Source organism: Burkholderia sp. Ap-955 (genome assembly GCF_011753045.1).
Lineage (GTDB): Bacteria > Pseudomonadota > Gammaproteobacteria > Burkholderiales > Burkholderiaceae > Burkholderia > Burkholderia lata_D.
Genome location: NZ_VWWH01000016.1, coordinates 19933 through 39894, shown reverse-complemented (window position 1 = coordinate 39894; position 19962 = coordinate 19933). Strand labels below are relative to the sequence as shown.

20 protein-coding genes are annotated in these 19962 nt (G+C 64.5%); 12 read left to right on the top strand and 8 right to left on the bottom strand.

All coding sequences use genetic code 11. The annotated features are described in order from the left end of the window. Positions 1–13: 13 nt before the first annotated feature. Positions 14–238: a hypothetical protein gene (locus F3J15_RS12065; protein WP_166891145.1), complete on the top strand. Its 225-nt coding sequence runs from the start codon at positions 14–16 to the stop codon at positions 236–238. Positions 239–264: 26 nt separating this feature from the next. Here F3J15_RS12065 and F3J15_RS12060 read toward each other — a convergent pair whose 3' ends face one another. Then, a complete protein-coding gene (locus F3J15_RS12060; protein WP_166891142.1) occupies positions 265–846 on the bottom strand; it encodes an undecaprenyl-diphosphatase in 582 nt (193 codons plus the stop codon). 443 nt (positions 847–1289) lie between these two features. Here F3J15_RS12060 and F3J15_RS12055 point away from each other — a divergent pair, with 443 nt between their 5' ends. From F3J15_RS12055 to F3J15_RS12040, 4 genes are read left to right on the top strand one after another with little or no spacing between them, the layout of a single operon-like run. Then, entirely contained in the window at positions 1290–2030 is a 741-nt protein-coding gene (locus F3J15_RS12055) for an acetoacetate decarboxylase (RefSeq protein ID WP_059238261.1), read from the top strand. A 52-nt stretch (positions 2031–2082) separates the two neighbouring features. Next, positions 2083–2868, top strand: coding sequence for a 3-hydroxybutyrate dehydrogenase (locus F3J15_RS12050; RefSeq protein WP_166891139.1), 786 nt, complete (start codon positions 2083–2085; stop codon positions 2866–2868). Beyond that, positions 2865–4082: a patatin-like phospholipase family protein gene (locus F3J15_RS12045; RefSeq protein WP_166891136.1), complete on the top strand. Its 1218-nt coding sequence runs from the start codon at positions 2865–2867 to the stop codon at positions 4080–4082. Before F3J15_RS12050 ends, F3J15_RS12045 begins: the two co-directional genes overlap by 4 nt. Positions 4083–4142: 60 nt before the next feature. After that, entirely contained in the window at positions 4143–4607 is a 465-nt protein-coding gene (locus tag F3J15_RS12040; RefSeq protein WP_166891133.1) for a hypothetical protein, read from the top strand. Positions 4608–4677: 70 nt separating this feature from the next. On the opposite strand, the gene F3J15_RS12035 is transcribed toward F3J15_RS12040, so the two are convergent. Beyond that, positions 4678–5562, bottom strand: coding sequence for a LysR family transcriptional regulator (locus F3J15_RS12035; protein WP_089443708.1), 885 nt, complete (start codon positions 5560–5562; stop codon positions 4678–4680). Positions 5563–5682: 120 nt separating this feature from the next. Here F3J15_RS12035 and argC point away from each other — a divergent pair, with 120 nt between their 5' ends. Beyond that, complete coding sequence (gene argC, locus F3J15_RS12030) at positions 5683–6630, top strand: N-acetyl-gamma-glutamyl-phosphate reductase (protein WP_166891131.1); 948 nt, start codon at positions 5683–5685, stop codon at positions 6628–6630. A gap of 159 nt (positions 6631–6789) precedes the next feature. On the opposite strand, the gene F3J15_RS12025 is transcribed toward argC, so the two are convergent. Then, entirely contained in the window at positions 6790–7713 is a 924-nt protein-coding gene (locus F3J15_RS12025; RefSeq protein WP_046548825.1) for a LysR substrate-binding domain-containing protein, read from the bottom strand. Between the two features lie 117 nt (positions 7714–7830). Between F3J15_RS12025 and F3J15_RS12020 the strand changes: the two genes are divergently transcribed. After that, positions 7831–8916, top strand: a complete 1086-nt coding sequence (locus F3J15_RS12020; RefSeq protein ID WP_166891128.1) for a tartrate dehydrogenase — start codon at positions 7831–7833, stop codon at positions 8914–8916. 511 nt (positions 8917–9427) lie between these two features. Here F3J15_RS12020 and F3J15_RS12015 read toward each other — a convergent pair. Continuing rightward, on the bottom strand, positions 9428–9907 hold the full coding sequence (locus F3J15_RS12015; RefSeq protein ID WP_069250362.1) for a nuclear transport factor 2 family protein: 480 nt from the start codon (positions 9905–9907) through the stop codon (positions 9428–9430). Between the two features lie 63 nt (positions 9908–9970). After that, on the bottom strand, positions 9971–10576 hold the full coding sequence (locus tag F3J15_RS12010; protein ID WP_166891127.1) for a TetR/AcrR family transcriptional regulator: 606 nt from the start codon (positions 10574–10576) through the stop codon (positions 9971–9973). Positions 10577–10758: 182 nt separating this feature from the next. Between F3J15_RS12010 and F3J15_RS12005 the strand changes: the two genes are divergently transcribed. Next, positions 10759–11397 (top strand): GNAT family N-acetyltransferase, encoded by a 639-nt coding sequence (locus tag F3J15_RS12005; RefSeq protein WP_166891124.1) that lies wholly within the window; start codon positions 10759–10761, stop codon positions 11395–11397. Continuing rightward, positions 11394–11810 carry a hypothetical protein gene (locus tag F3J15_RS12000; RefSeq protein ID WP_166891121.1) on the top strand — a complete coding sequence of 139 codons (417 nt, stop codon included), beginning with the start codon at positions 11394–11396 and terminating at the stop codon, positions 11808–11810. The genes F3J15_RS12005 and F3J15_RS12000 overlap by 4 nt, the downstream gene beginning before the upstream one ends. A 395-nt stretch (positions 11811–12205) precedes the next feature. On the opposite strand, the gene tdh is transcribed toward F3J15_RS12000, so the two are convergent. Next, the gene (tdh, locus tag F3J15_RS11995; protein WP_063550911.1) at positions 12206–13234 is read right to left on the bottom strand and encodes an L-threonine 3-dehydrogenase; all 1029 of its coding nucleotides are present in this window, start codon (positions 13232–13234) and stop codon (positions 12206–12208) included. 13 nt (positions 13235–13247) lie between these two features. Continuing rightward, positions 13248–14447, bottom strand: coding sequence for a glycine C-acetyltransferase (locus F3J15_RS11990; RefSeq protein WP_166891118.1), 1200 nt, complete (start codon positions 14445–14447; stop codon positions 13248–13250). A 161-nt stretch (positions 14448–14608) separates the two neighbouring features. Between F3J15_RS11990 and F3J15_RS11985 the strand changes: the two genes are divergently transcribed. The 3 genes from F3J15_RS11985 (at position 14609) to F3J15_RS11975 (ending at position 16863) form a co-directional block, all read left to right on the top strand. Further along, positions 14609–15220 (top strand): XRE family transcriptional regulator, encoded by a 612-nt coding sequence (locus F3J15_RS11985; RefSeq protein WP_069250357.1) that lies wholly within the window; start codon positions 14609–14611, stop codon positions 15218–15220. A gap of 140 nt (positions 15221–15360) precedes the next feature. Continuing rightward, complete coding sequence (locus tag F3J15_RS11980; RefSeq protein WP_166891115.1) at positions 15361–15741, top strand: DUF2471 family protein; 381 nt, start codon at positions 15361–15363, stop codon at positions 15739–15741. A gap of 102 nt (positions 15742–15843) precedes the next feature. Beyond that, positions 15844–16863 (top strand): tyrosine-type recombinase/integrase, encoded by a 1020-nt coding sequence (locus F3J15_RS11975; RefSeq protein ID WP_166891112.1) that lies wholly within the window; start codon positions 15844–15846, stop codon positions 16861–16863. Between the two features lie 136 nt (positions 16864–16999). Here the strand turns inward: F3J15_RS11975 and F3J15_RS11970 are convergent, their stop codons facing one another. Further along, positions 17000–18181: a DNA-binding protein gene (locus F3J15_RS11970; protein WP_166891109.1), complete on the bottom strand. Its 1182-nt coding sequence runs from the start codon at positions 18179–18181 to the stop codon at positions 17000–17002. Positions 18182–19962 lie beyond the last annotated feature (1781 nt).

Genomic DNA, 19962 nt, shown 5'->3' with positions numbered 1-19962 from the left:
GGAGCGCCCGGTCATGACAAAAGAAAGCCACGCTTCGCCGTTCCTTCGCAACCTTAAGATCGCCGGCTATTGCGGCCTTGCCGCGGTGGTACTCGCGCTGTTCGTCGCGATGTGCGCGATCCTGAAGGAAAGCGCACTCGACCGCGACGCCGCGCAACACCCGGCCGATACCCCTGAACTGCACGATGCGGGCGATGGCCCGTCCGCATCGGCCGAATCGGCCAAGACACCCGGCTGACGACGTCCGGCCCTTTCTCCTGCCGCTTACGGCGCTTGCCGTCGGCCCATCACGACGGCATGCACCGAATCGCCGAGCCGTTCGAGCAGCGCGATCACGCGTTGCCCGTACAGGTGCGCGGCCAGCGCGCCGGCCGTGCCGACCAGCACGCCGCCTGCCATGTCGAACGGCCAGTGCACGCCCGCATAGATACGTCCCCATGCAATCGCCGCGGCCATCGCGACCATCACGAACCCGGTGAAGCGGGTCGTGCCGCCGAGCATCAACCCGACCGCCATGCTCCACGCGAACGTCATGTGATCGCTCGGAAACGAGCTGTCCGGCGCGTGCGGAATCAGCTGCGTGCCGACGCCCGCCATGAACGGGCGCGGCGAGAACCAGAAATGTCCGATGACCTGCGCGAGCGCGAGCGCCACGCACACGCCGACGCCGGCTTCGATCGCCTGGCGCCGCGTCGGACGCGCGCCGAAGATCCAGGTCAGCAGCAGCATCGCGGGCAACGCATAGACGAGCCAGTCGGCGGCGAAGATGGCGAGGCGGGCAACGCCCGGCTGCGGCGCAACCCCGGCGTTGATGGCGGAAAAGAGGGTGAGATTGAGGGTATGCATGAATCCGGTTGCGTGGGGCGTAAAAAATCGGCCGGTTGCCCGGCCTGATACGAACGATGCTAAGGCGCACCCGCTTAAGCGATGCTTAATGAGACGAACGCGCTCGACGAAGCCCGTCGCGGCGAACGCACTTAGAGCCTGCCCTGCAACACAAGTTCACACAATTGTCACATTCCCGCACGACCGTCTCCCGGAAAGCCTCACCCAGCATCCCGTAAAGGCTCACCTTTTTCACATCGCGGCGTCATCGACGTGTGCAAACATCGGGGCGCCGGGTGCCATCCAGACCGTTTACGTCATTCATCTCAATATTTACGCGGCGAATGCTGCGAAATCGGCAACAATTAATTCCAAATGCGGCATCGCACAACGGTAACGCACAGGCATAGGATTACGAGCTTACGAGCACTCATCCACGAAGCGATCAACAACAAGGAGTCCGCATGAAACCCAGCGATGTCCGATCGAAAGCGTTTGCGATGCCGTTGACCAGCCCCGCCTTCCCGATGGGCCCTTACCGTTTCGTCGATCGTGAGTTCCTGATCATCACGTACCGCACCGATCCGGACCGTCTCCGCGAAATCGTCCCCGAGCCGCTGCAGGTCACCGAGCCGCTCGTGCATTACGAATTCATCCGCATGGCCGATTCGACCGGCTTCGGCGACTACACCGAAAGCGGTCAGGTGATTCCCGTCGAATACAACGGCCAGCCGGGCGGCTATACGCTCGCGATGTATCTCGACGATCACCCGCCGATCGCCGGCGGCCGCGAACTGTGGGGCTTCCCGAAGAAGCTCGCGTCGCCCACGCTGCACGTGAACACCGACCACCTCCTCGGCACGCTCGACTACGGCAAGGTGCGCGTCGCCACCGGCACGATGGGCTACAAGCACAAGGAACTCGACATCGACGAGCAGACCAAGCGTCTCGCCGGCCCCAATTTCCTGCTGAAGATCATCCCGCACGTCGACGGCACCGCGCGCGTCTGCGAACTGGTGCGCTACTACATGCAGGACATCAAGATGAAGGGCGCGTGGACGGGTCCCGCATCGCTCGAGCTGGCGCCGCATGCGCTCGCGCCCGTGGCCGACCTGCCCGTGCTCGAAATCGTCGAGGCCCGCCACCTGGTCGCAGATTTGACACTGGGCCTCGGCGAAGTCGTCTACGATTACCTGGCTCAGTAACACGTCCGCAGTCCTTTCTCCCTGTCAATCCTTTCACCACGGGAATTCGAACATGAGCAACCTGAATGGCAAGACCGCAGTCGTCACGGGCGCCGCGAGCGGCATCGGCAAAGAAATCGCACTCGAGCTCGCGAAAGCGGGCGCGGCGGTCGCGATCGCCGACCTGAACCAGGACGGCGCGAACGCGGTCGCCGACGAGATCGTCAAGGCGGGCGGCAAGGCGATCGGCGTCGCGATGGACGTGACGAACGAGGAAGCCGTGAACAGCGGTATCGACAAGGTGGCCGAAACGTTCGGCTCGGTCGACATCCTCGTGTCGAACGCGGGCATCCAGATCGTCAATCCGATCGAGAACTACGCGTTCTCCGACTGGAAGAAGATGCAGGCGATCCACGTCGACGGCGCGTTCCTGACGACCAAGGCCGCCCTCAAGCACATGTACAAGGACGATCGCGGCGGTGTCGTGATCTACATGGGTTCGGTGCACTCGCACGAAGCGTCACCGCTGAAGTCGGCGTACGTGACGGCCAAGCACGGCCTGCTCGGCCTGGCGCGCGTGCTGGCGAAGGAAGGCGCGAAGCACAACGTGCGTTCGCACGTCGTGTGTCCGGGCTTCGTGCGCACGCCGCTGGTCGACAAGCAGATTCCGGAGCAGGCGAAGGAGCTCGGGATCAGCGAAGAGGAAGTGGTGAAGAAGGTGATGCTCGGCAATACGGTCGACGGCGTGTTCACGACCGTTCAGGACGTCGCGCAGACGGTGCTGTTCCTGTCGGCCTTCCCGAGCGCCGCGCTCACGGGCCAGTCGTTCATCGTCAGCCACGGCTGGTTCATGCAATGAAGCCGCACGCCCGCACCGAAAAGCAGGCCGTCGATGCGGCGGACCTGCATCACGAGGCCGGCGCACCGGCCGCCGCGCGCACGCTGCCGTACGAGACGATCGCGCTCGTGCTGCAAGGCGGCGGCGCGCTCGGCGCGTACCAGGCCGGCGTGTTCGAAGGGCTGCACGAGGCGGGCATCCCGCTCGACTGGATCGCGGGCATCTCGATCGGCGCGCTCAACACGGCGCTGATCGCGGGCAATGCGCCCGAGCATCGAGTCGAGCGGCTGCGCGAGTTCTGGGAAACGATCTGCAAGCCGGCGTTCTTCCCGACGATTCCGGCCGCATTCGAGTTCGCGCTGTTCAACAGCATCGACCAGGTCCGCACGTTCTTCACCGCGTCGCAGGCCGCGAGCGCGATGATGCAGGGCCAGCAGGGCTTCTTCGTGCCGCGCTTCCCGCCGCCGCTGCCGGGCGTGTCGGATCATCCGGAGAAGATCAGCTGGTACGACACGTCGCAACTGCGCGCGACGCTGCTGAAGCTGTGCGATTTCGACCGGATCAATTCGGGCGAAACGCGCGTGTCGGTCGGCGCGGTCAACGTCGGCACCGGCAACTTCGTGTACTTCGACAACTCGCGCATCCGTCTCGCGCCCGAGCACTTCATGGCGTCCGGCGCGCTGCCGCCCGCGTTCCCGCCGGTCGAGATCGACGGCGAGTACTACTGGGACGGCGGGGTGGTGTCGAATACGCCGCTGATGGAAGTGCTCCGCGCACGGCCGCGCCGCGACACGCTCGCGTTCCAGGTCGATCTGTGGAGCGCGCGCGGGCCGCTGCCGCGCACGATGGCCGACGTCGCCGAGCGCACGAAGGACGTGCAGTATTCGAGCCGCACGCGTTTCGTCACCGACACGCTGCAGCGCGAACAGCGCTACCGCAACGTGCTGCGCCACGTGCTCGACCAGGTGCCGGACGAGCAGCGCAAGGCGGATCCATGGTGCGTCGAGGCCGATGCGATGTCGTGCAGCAAGAAGTACAACATCCAGCACCTGATCTACCAGCAGAAGGCGTACGAGCATCACTACAAGGACTATCAGTTCGGTCTGTCGACGATGCGCGACCACTGGTCCGCGGGTCTCGACGACATCCGCAAGACGCTCGCAGTCAAGGACGGCCTCGCGCTGCCCAACAACGACGCGGGCTTCGTGACGCACGACATTCACCGCAAGCGGTAATGCCGTGCGCGACGGATCGGCGCGATGCATGCGCCGGTCCGTCCTCTTCTCCGACCAGACATGCCGATTTTCATTGCACTGTTCGCGCTCATCGCTGCCGGATGGGGCGCGGTTCATCTGTTTCACGTCATCGCCGCGCAGTTCGGCCAGCCGGTCGCGATCGCGGCCGCCGTGCTCGCCGCCGCGATCCTGATCGCGCTGATCGCCTGGTGGATCAAGCGCCGCCGCGACATCGCACCGAATACGAAGGAAGAAGGCTGGACCCACGTCGTGCACCGCGCGTGGGGCGAGCTGCGTGTGTCCGCGACGCAGGGGTTGCTGTGGCTGTCGCACGACGGCGCAGACGGCCGCTACACGCTGTCGCAGCTCGACGGCTGCCAGGCCGCACCGATCGGCGGCCGCTGGCATCTCGTCGTGCGCGTGCGCGACGCCGTACGCAGCGAATGGAAGCTGCCGATGATGGACAAGCGCGATGCGCAACGCTGGGCGCGCGTGCTGACGCTCACGAAGGACAACCGGCTCTGACACGGCGCGCGGCCGATGCGCACGTGCGCCCGGCACGAACCGGCGCGCCGGCTGTCGCGCATTCCACGCGCTAGCGCGCCTTCAGCGCCCACAACGCATCGAGCACGTGCTGCGTCGCCCGCTCGACCGGCCCCGCCCGATGCGCGATACCCAGTTCCCGCCACAACGCCGGGCGCAACGCCCGCATGACGATGCGTGCGTCGGGTAGCGGCGCACCCGCCTCGTGCGGCAGCAGCGTCGCGCCGTAACCGGCCGCGACCAGGCTCTTGATCGCATCGTTGTAGTTGAGTTCGATCCGCGGCTCCGGCCGGTGGCCGCCGAGCGCGAACCATTCCGTCGTGAGCCGCGACAGGCGCGTGGTCGCATCGTTGAGTATCAGCGGGCGGGCAGCCAGATAGCCGGGCGTGACGCGCGCCGGAAGCGGCCAGTCCGCCGGCAGAAACGCCATCACCGGATCGCGCCGCCACGCGCGGATCGACAGCCCCGCGACCGCCGTCTGCGGCAGCGCCACCAGTCCGACATCGAGCGTGCCCTGCGCAATGCGCGCCAGCGTGTCGTGCGACGTGAGCACCGCGATCTGGACATCGATGTCCGGATGCGCGTCGCGCAACCGGGCCACCGCCTGCGGCAACAAATGCGCGATCGCCCCGGTCGATGCGCCGAGGCGTACGCGCCCGGACAGCCCCTGCACCTGCCGCTGCACATCGTCCAGCGTGGATTCGACTTCGGCCAGCAGGCGGCGTGCCCGTTCCACCAGCACTTCGCCGATGGGCGAAGGCCGCACGTTTCCACGCGTACGGGACAGCAACGGCGCGCCGATCCGGCTTTCCAGTTCGGCAATGTGAAGGCTGACGGTCGGTGGCGCGAGATGAAGCCATTGCGCCGCCGCGACAAAGGACCCGTGGTCCGCGATGGCGACCAGCGTGCGCAGGCGGTCCAGGCTGATCTCTCGCATCCTTCACCTCTCGTTCAAGAAAACTGAATTTCGCAGTCAGCAAATTCAACTTTTCCTATTCTAGGTGTTCGGCGGACGATACGGCTTTCCCGACGACCGAATCGAAGGAACGCGACCATCATGAGCCAGCCCATTGTCTACATCGACGGCGATCAAGGCACGACCGGATTGCTGATCCACGAACGCCTGCGCGGGCGTACCGACCTGCAGCTCGTCACGCTGCCGGACGCCGAGCGCAAGGATCCCGTGCGGCGCGCCGAAGCGATCAACGCAGCCGACATCGCGATCCTGTGCCTGCCCGACGCGGCCGCGCGCGAAGCGGTCGGCTTCATCCGGAATCCGGCGGTGCGCGTGATCGACGCGAGTTCGGCCCATCGCACGCAGCCGGATTGGGTCTACGGCTTTCCCGAGATGGCGAGCGGGCACGCGCGGACGATCGCGTACGCACGACGTGTGACCAATCCGGGCTGCTACCCGACCGGCGCGATCGCGCTGCTGCGGCCCCTGCAACAGGCCGGCCTGCTGCCGCGCGACTACCCGGTGAGCATCCATGCCGTCTCCGGGTACTCGGGCGGCGGACGGGCTGCCGTCGACGCATTCGAGTCGAGCGATGCTTCGCAAGCGAAACCGCTACAGGTCTACGGCCTCGCACTCGCGCACAAGCATGTGCCGGAGATCCAGCTGCATGCCGGTCTGACGAATCGCCCGATGTTCGTGCCGGCCTACGGTGCCTATCGGCAAGGCATCGTGCTCACCGTACCGATCGAGCTGCGCCTGCTTCCTGCCGGCGTGACCGGTGAGCAGCTGCATGCGTGTCTTGCGCACCATTACGCCGGCGCGCGTCACGTCGACGTCACGCCGCTCGCGGAAACGCAAGCAATCACGCATCTCGATCCGCAAGCGCTGAACGGCACCAATGACCTGCGGCTCGGCGTGTTCGTCAATGCCGATCACGGCCAGGTGCTGCTGTCCGCCGTGTTCGACAATCTCGGCAAAGGGGCATCCGGCGCGGCCGTGCAGAATCTCGACCTGATGCTCGGTGCGGCAGACGTGGCGAAAGCGGCGTGAGTCGCGTGCGGGCACCATCGTCAGCCGGCCCGGTACATCGTGGCCGCGATGCGTGAGTGCCCGTTGGACGCTACCGGCTCGCGACGCGGTTGCGAGCCGGAAACGGGGGCCTGTCGATGCTCCGCACATGCCCCCGTAAAAGCTCACCTTTAGCCGGTTTCAGGCCGTCTCGTCACCCGCGGCGGCATTCAAGCCGGCCAGCGTCTCCACCAGAAAATCCACGCACACGCGCACTTTCGCCGACGCCGCAACGCGCTCCGGATACACGGCCCAGATGTTCGCGGGCTGGATCGCGTCCGGCAGCACGCGACACAGTGCGCCGCGTTCGATCAGCGGCGCGGCTTCCCAGATCGAACGCAACACGATTCCGCGTCCGGCCAGTGCCCACTGCACCGCCACTTCGCCATGGTTCGTCGACAGCGCGCCGCCGACCTTCACCGTTGCCGTTTCGCCGCGCACGTTCAGCCGCCACACGCCGAACGGATGATCGCGCTCCTTGATGGCCAGACAGTCGTGCGACGCGAGATCCGCGAGCGAGCGGGGCGTGCCGCGCCGTGCGAGATAGTCGGGCGATGCACACAGCACGCGGTAGTTCGCGGCGAGGCGGCGCGCGATCAGGTGATCGGCGATCTCGTCGCCGATGCGCACGTCGAGGTCGTAGCCTTCGCCCGCGACATCGACGAGCCGGTCGAACAGATCGAGCCGCACGTTCAGCTGCGGAAAGCGCACGGTGAAGTCGAGCAGCGCCGGCGCGACGATGTGCCGGCCGAAGCCGAAGCTGCTCGAAATGCGCAGCGTGCCGCGCGGCACCGTGCGCGTGGTCGACACGTCCTCGACGAGATGATCGACGTCGTCGAGGATCTTCTCGGCGCGCGCGTACACGCGTTCGCCGGCTTCCGTGACCGTCACGCGCCGCGTCGAGCGATGCAGCAGACGCGTGCCGAGCTGCGCCTCGAGCAACGCGATGCGCTTGCTGACGTAGGCGGGCGATACCGCGAGCTGCTCGGCGGCCGCGCTGAAGCTGGTCAGGCGGACGACCAGGCTGAACACGCGCAGGTCGTCCAGATTCGGCGATTTGTTCACGATTCGTGGAAAGTCGATTAACCTTTCGCACGATTTTAATCTGAATGGAAATAAATAGAATGGTGTAACGCGCCGCTACCGTCCCAGGCAGCCGGCCGCCCAGCCAAGGAGATTTGCATGACCGACAGGACTTACAAGATTGCCGTGATTCCCGGTGACGGTATCGGCCGCGAAGTGATGCCCGAGGGCCTGCGCGCACTCGACGCCGTGACCGCGCGCTTCGGCGTCCGCTTCGACTTCGTCCAGATCGACTGGGCGAGCTGCGACTACTACGCGCAGCACGGCAAGATGATGCCGGACGACTGGAAGGCGCAACTGTCGGACATGGACGCGATCCTGTTCGGCGCGGTCGGCTGGCCGGCGACGGTGCCCGATCATATTTCGCTGTGGGGCTCGCTGCTGAAATTCCGCCGCGAGTTCGACCAGTACATCAACCTGAGGCCCGCACGCCTGTTCGACGGCGTGCCGTCACCGCTCGCCGGCCGCCGCGCGGGCGACATCGACTTCATGATCGTGCGCGAGAACACCGAGGGCGAATATTCGTCGGTCGGCGGCACGATGTTCGAAGGCACCGAACGCGAGATCGTGATGCAGCAGTCGATCTTCACGCGTCACGGCACCGAGCGCGTGCTGAAATTCGCGTTCGACCTCGCACAGCGGCGCGCGAAGCGCCTTACCGTCGCGACGAAGAGCAACGGCATCGCGATCAGCATGCCGTGGTGGGACGCGCGCACGGCCGAGATGGCCGAACGCTATCCCGACATCGCCGTCGACAAGCAGCACATCGACATCCTGTGCGCGCGCTTCGTACTGCAGCCTGACCGCTTCGACGTCGTCGTCGCGTCGAACCTGTTCGGCGACATCCTGTCGGATCTCGGGCCGGCCTGTACGGGCACGATCGGCATCGCGCCGTCGGCGAACCTGAATCCCGACCGCAAGTTTCCGTCGCTGTTCGAACCCGTTCACGGCTCCGCGCCCGACATCGCGGGGCAATACGTCGCGAACCCGGTCGCGATGATCTGGTCGGCAGCGTTGATGCTCGACTTCCTCGGCAACGGCGCGGGCCGCGAACGCGAAGCGCACGACGCGATCGTCGCCGCGATCGAGGACGTGCTGCGCACGGGGCCGCATTCGCGCGATCTCGGCGGCAACGCGGGGACGCAGGAAGTGGGTGAGGCGATCGCCGCACGGATCGCGGGCTGACGATCATGCCCGGCGCGTTCGCACGCGCCGGGGAGTAACTGCGTGAATCGGTGAGCGGTGAGCGAAGTGCGGTGAGCAACACGCAACACATTTGCGCACTCGTGCGAATTCCGTCGCCTGCACGGTGAAGTCGAGTGGTGAGCAAGGCCGCACCGCAACGCGCACGGCTCTCGCTATCCACCCGACGACGTCGACACGATCGGTGAGTTGCACATCGCGCGCGTGCACACCGATCGTCAATCCACTGCCGGCTCTGTGCGATCGGTGAGATGCATCACGAGGTAAAGCACACCGTTGCGTGCAAACACGTGCGTCACGCGATGCCAACGTGTGCGGCACATCCGCTTTGCCCGATGCGATGCCGCGTCGAACGGCTCGCTGCACACAGTCCGACGCGACATTTCACCTCCTCCCGAAAAATCTCACCTTAGACGCGCCGACTCCCGGATTTCCTCACCGTTGCATCCCGGTGATGCGTTCGTCGATCCGTCGAGTCGAGCCGACGTGCGCGTCACAGCCCGAGGTCGGACAGCCCCGGATGATCGTCCGGACGGCGACCAAGCGGCCAGTGATAGAGACGATCCTGCTCGCGGATCGGCAAGTCGTTGATGCTCGCGTGACGATGCGCCATCAGGCCGTTCTCGTCGAACTCCCAGTTTTCGTTGCCGTACGAACGGAACCAGTTGCCGGCGTCGTCATGCCATTCGTAGGCAAAGCGCACCGCGATGCGATTGCCGTCGAACGCCCACAGCTCCTTGATCAACCGGTAGTCGAGCTCGCGCGTCCACTTGCGCTGCAGCAGCCCGACGATCTCGTCGCGGCCGGTCACGAATTCCGCACGGTTGCGCCATCGGCTTTGCGGCGTATAGGCGAGTGACACGCGCTGCGGGTCGCGCGTGTTCCACCCGTCCTCGGCGGCGCGCACCTTCTGGCGCGCCGTTTCGAGCGTGAAGGGCGGAACGGGCGGACGGACTTCGGGGGAAGCGGACATGGATTGCTCCTGTTCAGGTTCTGGCCGCGGACAATCGCGGCCGGTTCGGATTCGCTGCTTCGACTAGCGGGACACCGCGTCGAGCAGCAGTTCGGCCGTTGCGCGCGCGTCGCGCGCAGCGTTTGCATCGCCGGTTACGAGTGCCACGCCGATTGCACCGTCGATCAGCACGAGCCATTGGCGCGCCAGTCGCGCGAGCCCGCGGCGCTCGATGCCCGTTTCGTCGGCATACGCATCGAACCGCTCGCGTACGAATGCCAACAGGCGTGCCTTGTGCTCGCGTGCGACGACGCGCACGGGGTCATCCGCGTCGGGAATCTCGCCCGACGCGTTCAGGAACGCGCAGCCGTGAAAGTCGGGCTGCCCGAACCAGTCGCGCAGCACGTCGAACATGCCGAGCAACTGCATGCGTGGCGCCTTGCCGCGCGCCAGCGTTGCATCGACGAACCAGCGCATCCAGCGCTCGTCGCGACGTTCGAGCGCGGCCACGACCAGCGCCTCTTTCGATTCGAAATGCGAATAAAAGCTCTTTCGGGCCGCGCCGGATCGCTTGACGATCGCATCGACGCCGGTTGCATGGATACCGCCCGAATAGATCAACGCTTCGGCTGCATCGAGCAGCCGGTCGCGAACGCCCGGTTCGGCGGAGGAGTCGTGAGGTGTGTTCATGGGTTTACGGTAGAACGATCGTTCTCCGTCGTCAACACCCGGATGCAAAAGCCCTGTCGGCGAGAGGGCTGAACCGCGGCCTGGACGGGCGACGTGGGCCGCTTCGTTTACGACATTTTTTCTTGAAGCGGACGCGCGACGCTCACTACACTTCGGTCACCCTGTCTGGGCGAAAGGACATCATGCAGCGACCGGAATCCGCGCGCCCCGTGCGCGCCTATGCGGCTTATGCGAAGCGGCTCGACGGCCGCGTCGTCGTGCGGCGCTTCGACCCGCGCAACGATTCGTACGACACGTTGACCGCGCTGCTGCATCGCGCGTTCGCACCGCTCGGCGCACTGGGCTTCAACTGCCCGGGCGTCGATCAGCCGGCCTCGGCGACCCGCGACCGCGTGCTCACCGGCGAGTGCTTCGTCGCGCTCGGCAATGCCCACCTGGTCGCGACGATGACGATGCGTTCGCACGATCCCGATTCCCGCTGCGATCCGTACCGCAGCCGGCACGTCGCGACACTCGGCCAACTGGCCGTCGATCCCGTCTGGCAGGATCGCGGCATCGGCCGTTCGCTGCTCGCGTTCGCGCAACGGCGGGCCGCCGCGCGCGGCGCGACGCACCTCGCACTCGACGCGCCGTACGCGGCAGTCCGGCTCATCGATTTCTATCGCCGCGAAGGATTTCAACCGGTCGACGTGATGCGCTTTCCGGGACACAACTACGACAGCACGATCCTGTGCAAATCCGTCAGCGTCGGGAGCGGTCGCATCGTTGCCGGCGATACGGCGCAGTTCGACGTCACGCGGCACGTCGGAGCCGCTTCATGAAACAAGATATGCCGAAGCGCGAGGGCGACGACGATCACACCCGGCTCGACGTCCGGCAGGCACGGGTGCGTGCGGCGCGGCGGCTGCGCGGTGTGTTGAAGCTGACGATTCTCACGATCGCGGTCGCCCAAGCGCTGGCGTTCGCGTTCGAAAGCCTGCTGGTGATGGCCGGCTTCGCGCCGGATGCCGCGACGGTGCTGCTGTTCCGCTTCGTCACGTGCGCGCTCGTCAGCTTCTGGCTGCAGGCGGACGCGTTGCGCGCCTATCAATACGCGGCACAACACGGGTTCGTCACCGTTCCCGGCGCGCACGGCGATCCGGCCGACATCGCGCCGCAGTGCCCGAAACGCTGGCTCGTCATGTTGAGTCTTCAGCTCGACCCGCGAGGGTTGAATGGTGAACGGATCAAGTAGCGGCCTGCGCACCGGTCGATGTCGATTGATGTCGATCGCTTCGCGCATAAGTGAGTCGCAACGACACGTGAAGGCTCACGGTTGATGGTGCGGTTCGGCATGGCACCGCATGGCGTGCGTAGCGAACGATCACGCGGCAAGTCACGAGGGAAGTGCCCGGAAGAGGGGGAGCAAGTGCCGAACGGCGTGATGGCGGGAAGCGGGACGACTGCCGACAGGTGAAGTGAACGTGCGATTGCAGGTCACCGATGTGCGATCGTGCCGCGATTCGGCGCGCAAACACAGCTCCCGAATAATCTCACCTTGAGCGCGGCTTCGCGTGTTTCGACTCGAAAACGCAGACGTAAAACAAAGACGGGGCAGGCGGCAAACACGCCGCACCGCCCCTTCGACACTCAGACCGTCCAGTCGAGAATCACCTTGCCGCTTTCGCCAGACAACATCGCGGCGAAGCCTTTCTCGTAATCGTCGGCTGCAAAGCGGTGCGTGATGATCGGCGACAGGTCGAGGCCGCTCTGCAGCATCGCTACCATCTTGTACCAGGTCTCGAACATCTCGCGACCGTAGATGCCCTTGATCTCGAGCCCCTTGAAGATCACCTGGTTCCAGTCGATCGCCGTCTGCGCGGGCGGAATGCCGAGCAGCGCGACCTTGCCGCCGTGGTTCATCGCCTCGAGCATGCTCGTGAACGCGCTCGGCACGCCCGACATTTCGAGGCCGACGTCGAAGCCTTCGGTCATGTGCAGGTCGGACATCACGTCGCGCAGCGACTCGCGCGCGACGTTGACCGCACGCGTCGCGCCCATCTTGCGCGCGAGTTCGAGCCGGTAGTCGTTGATGTCGGTGATGACGACGTTGCGCGCGCCGACGTGCTTCGCGATCGCGACGGCCATGATGCCGATCGGACCCGCGCCGGTGATCAGCACGTCTTCGCCGACGAGGTTGAACGACAGGGCCGTGTGCGTCGCGTTGCCGAACGGATCGAAGATCGATGCGAGATCGTCGGAGATCTCCGGCGGAATCTTGAAGGCGTTGAACGCAGGAATCGCCAGATACTCGGCGAACGCGCCTTCGCGGTTCACGCCGACGCCGACCGTGTTGCGGCACAGATGCCGGCGCCCCGCGCGACAGTTGCGGCAGAAACCGCACGTAATGTGGCCTTCGCCGGACACGCGATCGCCGATCGCGAAGCCGCGCACCTCCTGCCCCATCTCGACGATCTCGCCGACATACTCGTGACCGACATGCATCGGCACGGGAATCGTCTTCTGCGCCCAGTCGTCCCACTTCCAGATATGGATGTCGGTGCCGCAGATCGCCGTGCGGCGGATCTTGATCAGCACGTCGTTGTGGCCGACTTCGGGGCGCTTCACGCGCGTGAGCGTAAGGCCGGGGCCGCGCTCGAGCTTTGCCAGTGCTTTCATGATCGCGCCTCCGTCAGATGATGCCGAGCGACTTGCCGACGCGCACGAACGCGGCGACCGTCTGGTCGATCTGCTCGGGCGTATGCGCGGCGCTCATCTGCGTCCGGATGCGCGCGCGGCCGCGCGGCACGACGGGGAACGAGAAGCCGATCACGTAGACCCCTTCGTCGAGCAGCTTGTCGGCCATGTTCGTCGCCAGCTGCGCGTCGCCGAGCATCACCGGGATGATCGGATGCGCACCCGGCACGAGCGTGAAGCCGGCTTCGGTCATCTGCTTGCGGAACCGCGCGCCGTTTTCGCGCACGCGCTCGCGCAGCTTCGTGCCTTCGTCGCTGCCAAGCAGCTCCAGCACCTTCAGCGATGCCGCGGCGATGCTCGGCGTGAGCGTGTTCGAGAACAGGTACGGGCGCGAGCGCTGGCGCAGGAGTTCGATGACCTCGCGACGCGCGGCGACATAGCCGCCCGATGCACCGCCGAGCGCCTTGCCGAGCGTGCCCGTGATGATGTCGACGCGGCCTTCGACGCCGCAGTGCTCGGGCGTGCCGCGGCCGTGCGTGCCGATGAAGCCGACCGCGTGCGAATCGTCGACCATCACGATCGCGCCGTAACGATCGGCGAGATCGCAGATGCCTTTGAGATCGGCGATGATGCCGTCCATCGAGAATACGCCGTCGGTCGCGATCAGCTTGTGGCGCGCGCCCGCCGCGTCGGCTTCCTTGAGCTTTGCCTCGAGGTCGGCCAGGTCGTTGTTCTTGTAGCGGAAGCGCTTCGCCTTGCAGAGGCGAACGCCGTCGATGATGCTCGCGTGGTTCAGCTCGTCGCTGATCACCGCGTCGTTCTCGTCGAGCAGCGTCTCGAACAGCCCGCCGTTCGCGTCGAAGCAGCTCGAATAGAGGATGGTGTCCTCGGTGCCGAGAAACGCGGCCAGCGCGCTTTCCAGTTGCTTGTGCACGGTTTGCGTGCCGCAGATGAAGCGTACCGATGCCATGCCGAAGCCGTCCTGGTCGAGGCCGGCCTTCGCCGCATCGATCAGGCGCGAATCGTTCGCCAGACCCAGATAGTTGTTCGCGCAGAAATTGAGCACACCGGCACCGCCGGCGAGCCGCACGTCCGCCGCTTGGGGACTCGCGATCTCGCGCTCGGTCTTGTAAAAACCGTCCGCGCGGATCTGGTCCAGCGTCCCGCGCACCTGGGCGAGAAAGGCATCACGCATCGCAAAGCTCCTGACAGGGTTTCGCATTCCGCAACGCGCCACTCGTGGCGGCGGCGCAACGGCCTGCTACTGTTATAGTCGGTCGTTCGGTTGACCGCATTTATCCGATATTCCGAACTAGAATTCGAAATATCGAACAACTCTAAGCGAACGGAATCCAAATGGCAAGTTCCTCCGGTTCGCGGCGCACGCCTGCCAGCGCCGCACCGCAACCGCCGGCCGCAACGCCGCCGCGTGTCGGCGAGCAGATCCAGCGGCTGCGCAACGAACGCAAGCTGACGCTCGACGACCTGTCGCGCGCGGCCGGCGTATCGAAATCGATGCTCTCCGAGATCGAACGCGACAAGGCCAACCCGACGATCGCCGTTGCGTGGCGGTTGACGAACGCGCTCGGCATCACGCTCGACGAACTGTTCTCGCAGCCGAAGGCAGCCGAGACGATCCGCGTAGACGGCCCGCACGACATCCCGACGCTCGCCGGCCATGACGGCCGCTACCAGTTGCGCGTATGGGGCCCGATCGACCTCGCCGGCAAGTTCGAGTGGTACGAGCTGACGCTGCCGGGCGGCGGCGCACTGATATCGAACGCCCACGAGCCCGGCACGCGCGAGCACCTCACCGTGCTGCAGGGCGCGATGGAAATCGAAGCGGCGGCAGCCAGCCGGCGCCTGAAGGTAGGCGACACCGCGCGCTACCCGGCCGATGAGCCGCACGCAATCCGCAATCCCGGCAAGACCGAGGCGCGGGCATTGCTGATCGTGATCCATCGCTGACGGCGCGAATAGCTGGCCAAACGGCCAATTGCAGGCCAGTTGCGGAAAGTACTGTATGTTTGTACAGTATACGGACATTCCGCCATGCATGGGCCGGAGCCGGCGCACCGAGGCGCCTGCCCGGTCGACAGGAGCCTGCAATGACAGAAGAACAAGATTTGGCCGCGCTCAGCTTCAAGGCTGCCGCGCACGACCTCGAGCTGATCGTCCGGCATATCGCCGGGCGCTACATCCACCAGCGCGTCCCGCTGACGTGGCGGCTGCTGCACGCCATCGAGGCCGAGGCACTTGCCGATCTCGGCTTTGCCAGCCGGCACGAGCCCGGCATGCGTCAATTGTTCGAACGCCAGTTGGACATGACGTTTCCCGAAACGGACGATCCGATCGACTTCGGGCGCTCGAATGCGCTGCCCGCCGTATTTTCGTTCGCGGTTCTCGCCTATGAAGCAGCGTCAACTGCGTCGAACGACACGGCGCCGCACGCGCGCGTTCATCGCTCGTCCAAGGCGTGGGGTGACTGACTCCCAGCCCGGGCCGCTGCGTATGGCGGCCTTGTCCAGCCTCTTGCTGCCCGAGACGTTGCGGAAAGGGCTACCATATACGCAACTAACGGAATAAACCACATGTCTCTTCCCGCCTCTCCCGACACCCCGGCACGCCCGGAAGAAACAGATCTGTTCGACCGCGGCGCTTCCGACTGGATCGTCTCGCCAGAAGCCGCATTCGATGCCTGGCTCGCGATGCAGGACTATCGCCGCTCGTCAGCCGACGTCTATCGCGCGCAATGGGGCGCGTTTCTCACATGGATGCGCGCACACCAGAAGAATCTGGCCACGGTCGATACCGCAACCATCGCAAATTTCGTCGGCGAACTTCCGATCCGGAAAACCCAGCGAATGCGCTATTTGCGGCTGATCGAGCGCGTGCTCGACCACATCCGGCGCGCCGAATACGCGTCGACCAACCCGGCCCGATTCATTGCTCAGGATGGCGAAGCGAACTGGCGCAAGGCGCGCGACAACGAACCGACCGGTTTCCTCACGCCGGCCGAGCGCGCGACGTTGCTCGCGTACCTGTTTTCGCCGATCGGCGTATCCGGTTCCGCGTACTGGAAAGAGCGGCGCGACCGCGCGCTCGTTGCGGCCTTTCTCGGCGCCGGCATCAAAACCGGCGAAGCGCGTGCGCTCACGATTAGTTGCATCAATACGAGTGGAACGTCACTGCAGATCGAGTCGACACATCCGGATTTCGCACGCGAAACCCACCTGGCATCGTTCGCTATCGCCCTGCTGGAAGCCTGGCTCACCGAGCGCAAGCGCCAGGACATTCCGGGGGAGCTCGTGTTCCCGGCATCCCATGCCGGGCGGCCGATGCACAAGGCGACGATGCTGCGCGCGATCGACTCAATCGTCGAATCCGCCGGGCTAACGTCGTCGCGCACCGCGCGCGCGAGCCCGCAAACACTGCGCAATACCTATGCGGCTGAACTGTTCGAACACGACGTGCCGCCCGAACGGGTCGGCAAGTGGCTGGGCTTCATGCGGCCAATCTCGTCGAACCGCTTGCATCGTGCATGGAAGAACTGGCGTGACGGGCTGGCCGACGGCAATGGTGACGCGTCCGATAGCGACGAAACTCACTGATCACTAATTGGCTGCTCACGCGAAGCGATCCGTGAGCAGCCTTGTGTGGCGCAGCCTCACCGTTTCACAGCTCCCGAAAAACCTCACCTCAAGCTTCCCGGATCGTCTCACCTGTGTGGCGCGGCCTATGCTGTCGTCATGTGTGCGCGAATCGCGCGACCGCTTCGAATCGGGACGGCCATGCGCCCGAAGCATGTTCGCACTCGGGGCAGGCCACTTCGAAACCTTCTTCGCCGTGTGACAGCTCCGGCTCACCGTCGCAATGCGGACAATGGGCCGGCACCGGAATCTCCTGATCCAGCGAGGTGCCGATCGCGGCAAACGCTTCCGCATCCAGTTGCCCGGCATCGGCCAGGCGGCGGATCAGCGCGGCGATTTCCGGATTCATGCCGCGGCTCGCGCGCAACGAACTCACTTCGCGCGTCGCACGTTCCAGTTCATCACCCTGGCTGCGCAACTGTTCTTCGAGCCGGTCGGCGCGTGCCTTGGCCGAACTCAGTTGCTGCAGGAAATCGAATTCCTTGCGTTGAACGTCGCGCAAACCGCTCTGGTAGGTCGACGCCATGCTGCGCAACGAATCCAGCTCGACCAGCATCGGCTTGACGCGGCGTTCGGCTTCGGCCACTGCGTCCTTGATTTGCTGCGCGTAGTGCTCGGTGCGCTGCTGCAGTTCTGCCTGCAGCGCATCGATGCGATCGCGCAGCGTCGCATTTTGCGTCTGCTCGGCTTCGAGGCGACCGGCGGCCGCGGCCAGTTCCTTCTCCAGTCGGGCGACTGTGGCGAGCAGCGTCGCTTCGCTGGCCGAACCGTGTGTCGTTTGCGACGCGAGCTGGATCTCGAGTTCGGTCACACGAGCCTGCAACTGCTCGTTTTTCGCTTCGCCACGCGCGAGCGCGCCTTCGAGCGTCTCCTGGCGGACGGTTGCGTCGCGCAGCCGCTGTTCGGCGTCGGCAATGCCAGCGCGAACCTGCTCGCGATCTCCATCGAGACTGTCCCGCGCGGCTTTCAACGCTTCTTCATAGAGTGCGCCGAGCAATGCCCCCGCCTTTTCCTCGACGGCTTTCGGGATGGCAGCACCATCGAGCCTGATTTTGGAGGCGGAACGGATGCGCTCCCAGAAATGGTCGATGTCTTTCGGGATATCGCTGGCGCTGCCGGTCTGGGTGAGATCGCGGACGTTGGCAGCCGACGGCCTGATGCCAAGATCGAAGAACAACCGCTTGCATGCGTGCAGCGACAGTTCCTGCCGTCGTGCACCGTTCGCACGCAGCGATTCCAGTTCGTCCCGAATGGCTTGGCGTATGTCGTCCAGGGTCATCGCTGTGCTCACAGACATTGAAATGTGGCAATCATAACGAAATACGTATCTATCGATACCTTTTTCGGCTTGCCGTTGTGAATTTACGTCGCTTTGCACAGAAATCAGGTCTGTGAGCCAATCCGGACGACTGTGGTCCAGGATTCCGTGAAACAAAGCGAAGAAAGTCAGCCAAGTCCTTGTCTCGCAAGCATTTTCCTGCAGACCCCGAATTTCGGCATTTGTTTCACATGACAGCGGATCCGATTGCCTGTCGGTGTTCAGGGGTTGGGGTGTCTGTGGAAAACTCGTCAGCCGATGTCTTGAGAGTATTAGAAGTAAACACCCTTGAATCCTTAGTTAAAAACGTTAACGCCACGGCACAGCCTTATGCTGCAAGGCTTTCCGGCCGACAAGGTGAAGTTTTACGGGAGCCAAGGTGATCTTCTGCGGGAGCTGACGTGATTGGGTTCAGGGAGCTGCGTGAGCCGTTGCGGGAAAGGTCGTGAGCGGATTCGGGATCACAGTGAAACACGAGATTTGCCAAAGGTGAGGTTTTTCGGGGCCTCACAGCCACAGAACCCGCGCGGTGCCTGACTGCACAGTTTTCTGCCTGTGCAGACATAGGTGAGAATTTGCGGGACCTTCTTCGCGCCCCGATTCTGCCCATCTTTTAGGCAGTTTTTCCGAAAGGTGAGGTTTCACGGGACTCCACGGGTGTTTGGTGTGAGGATTTCCGGGAAACGACCGCCATTTTGCACCGCAAAAGCGCTCGAGGGGGCCGGTGAAGCCCTAAAGGTGAGGCTTTTCGGGAGGGAAATCCGGGTTTTCCTGCCCGGATCCCCTTGAGGTGAGATTTTTCGGGACCCCGATCACAGGCTGTGATTCCGGTCACAGGTGAGGCTTTTCGGGAATGGAATTTGCCCGAAAAATGGTCAAAGGTGAGGTTTTTCGGGACCTGTGAACGGCTGGATTCGTCGAAAAGCCCGCCAGGACTGGAAGAAATCTCATTTTTGCTGTGCCACTTTTTGGCACAGGTGAGATTTTTCGGGGCCTGACATGAGGTTGTCGTATGAAGGAATTCGGTCGAAAGGTGAGGCTTTTCGGGGGATGCCGGCGACGCACAGCCAAATGCCTTCTGTGCATAAGTATCGGAAGGCATTGGGATTTTTGATACCGAGGCGGTTACGGTGAGGTTTTTCGGGAGTCATTCCCGTGTCTGGGGCGGCACAGCGATTTTTAGGTAAGGTGAGCGTTTTCGGGAGGCCCTGGTAGTGAATCCCGCGCGTGTCGGGCATTCGCCTACATCCGGACGAATGAAGGCACTGTGCTTGAGGTGAGTATTTTCGGGACCCGATACGGTTTGTGCGCTGTACAATGCGCGCCCGGGCCGGCAAAGGACGCCTGATCGGGTCGCGCGGGCCGGTTTCGCAGGCGTCTTTCGGGATGTCGGATCCGATTCCGATCACCCGGTAAGTCACGCCTGTACATGCATACAGGCCGATGGAGGGCGATCGGGAGGCGCGCCGACGTGGGATCGCAACGCTGTGCCGAACGCACAGCTGCGCAGTCGTAAAATTACGACAAATCGTAAGGTGAGCCGATACGGGAGCTCATTCCGCACGTGTCGAGCACAGGTGAAATTCTGTGAATCGGCGCATCCCGCAGCACGTCTGGACGAGTCCGGAACGCTGCAAATCCGGAGCGGTGAGGGTTTTCGGGAGCGCCTGGGGTGAGTGCCGTTTTGCACGCGCACTTCACCCGCTATGGTGAGCATGTCGTTCTGGACGCACTTCACCGCA

Coding starts and splice junctions, on each gene's coding strand:
- F3J15_RS11990 (WP_166891118.1), bottom strand. CDS start 14,447: ATGCGTGATGCCTTTCTCGCCCAGGTGCGCGGGACGCTGGACCAGATC.
- F3J15_RS12050 (WP_166891139.1), top strand. CDS start 2,083: ATGAGCAACCTGAATGGCAAGACCGCAGTCGTCACGGGCGCCGCGAGC.
- F3J15_RS11980 (WP_166891115.1), top strand. CDS start 15,361: ATGACAGAAGAACAAGATTTGGCCGCGCTCAGCTTCAAGGCTGCCGCG.
- F3J15_RS12015 (WP_069250362.1), bottom strand. CDS start 9,907: ATGTCCGCTTCCCCCGAAGTCCGTCCGCCCGTTCCGCCCTTCACGCTC.
- F3J15_RS12045 (WP_166891136.1), top strand. CDS start 2,865: ATGAAGCCGCACGCCCGCACCGAAAAGCAGGCCGTCGATGCGGCGGAC.
- F3J15_RS12065 (WP_166891145.1), top strand. CDS start 14: ATGACAAAAGAAAGCCACGCTTCGCCGTTCCTTCGCAACCTTAAGATC.
- F3J15_RS12020 (WP_166891128.1), top strand. CDS start 7,831: ATGACCGACAGGACTTACAAGATTGCCGTGATTCCCGGTGACGGTATC.
- F3J15_RS12000 (WP_166891121.1), top strand. CDS start 11,394: ATGAAACAAGATATGCCGAAGCGCGAGGGCGACGACGATCACACCCGG.
- argC (WP_166891131.1), top strand. CDS start 5,683: ATGAGCCAGCCCATTGTCTACATCGACGGCGATCAAGGCACGACCGGA.
- F3J15_RS11985 (WP_069250357.1), top strand. CDS start 14,609: ATGGCAAGTTCCTCCGGTTCGCGGCGCACGCCTGCCAGCGCCGCACCG.
- F3J15_RS11970 (WP_166891109.1), bottom strand. CDS start 18,181: ATGACCCTGGACGACATACGCCAAGCCATTCGGGACGAACTGGAATCG.
- F3J15_RS12035 (WP_089443708.1), bottom strand. CDS start 5,562: ATGCGAGAGATCAGCCTGGACCGCCTGCGCACGCTGGTCGCCATCGCG.
- tdh (WP_063550911.1), bottom strand. CDS start 13,234: ATGAAAGCACTGGCAAAGCTCGAGCGCGGCCCCGGCCTTACGCTCACG.
- F3J15_RS12010 (WP_166891127.1), bottom strand. CDS start 10,576: ATGAACACACCTCACGACTCCTCCGCCGAACCGGGCGTTCGCGACCGG.
- F3J15_RS12040 (WP_166891133.1), top strand. CDS start 4,143: ATGCCGATTTTCATTGCACTGTTCGCGCTCATCGCTGCCGGATGGGGC.
- F3J15_RS11975 (WP_166891112.1), top strand. CDS start 15,844: ATGTCTCTTCCCGCCTCTCCCGACACCCCGGCACGCCCGGAAGAAACA.
- F3J15_RS12060 (WP_166891142.1), bottom strand. CDS start 846: ATGCATACCCTCAATCTCACCCTCTTTTCCGCCATCAACGCCGGGGTT.
- F3J15_RS12005 (WP_166891124.1), top strand. CDS start 10,759: ATGCAGCGACCGGAATCCGCGCGCCCCGTGCGCGCCTATGCGGCTTAT.
- F3J15_RS12055 (WP_059238261.1), top strand. CDS start 1,290: ATGAAACCCAGCGATGTCCGATCGAAAGCGTTTGCGATGCCGTTGACC.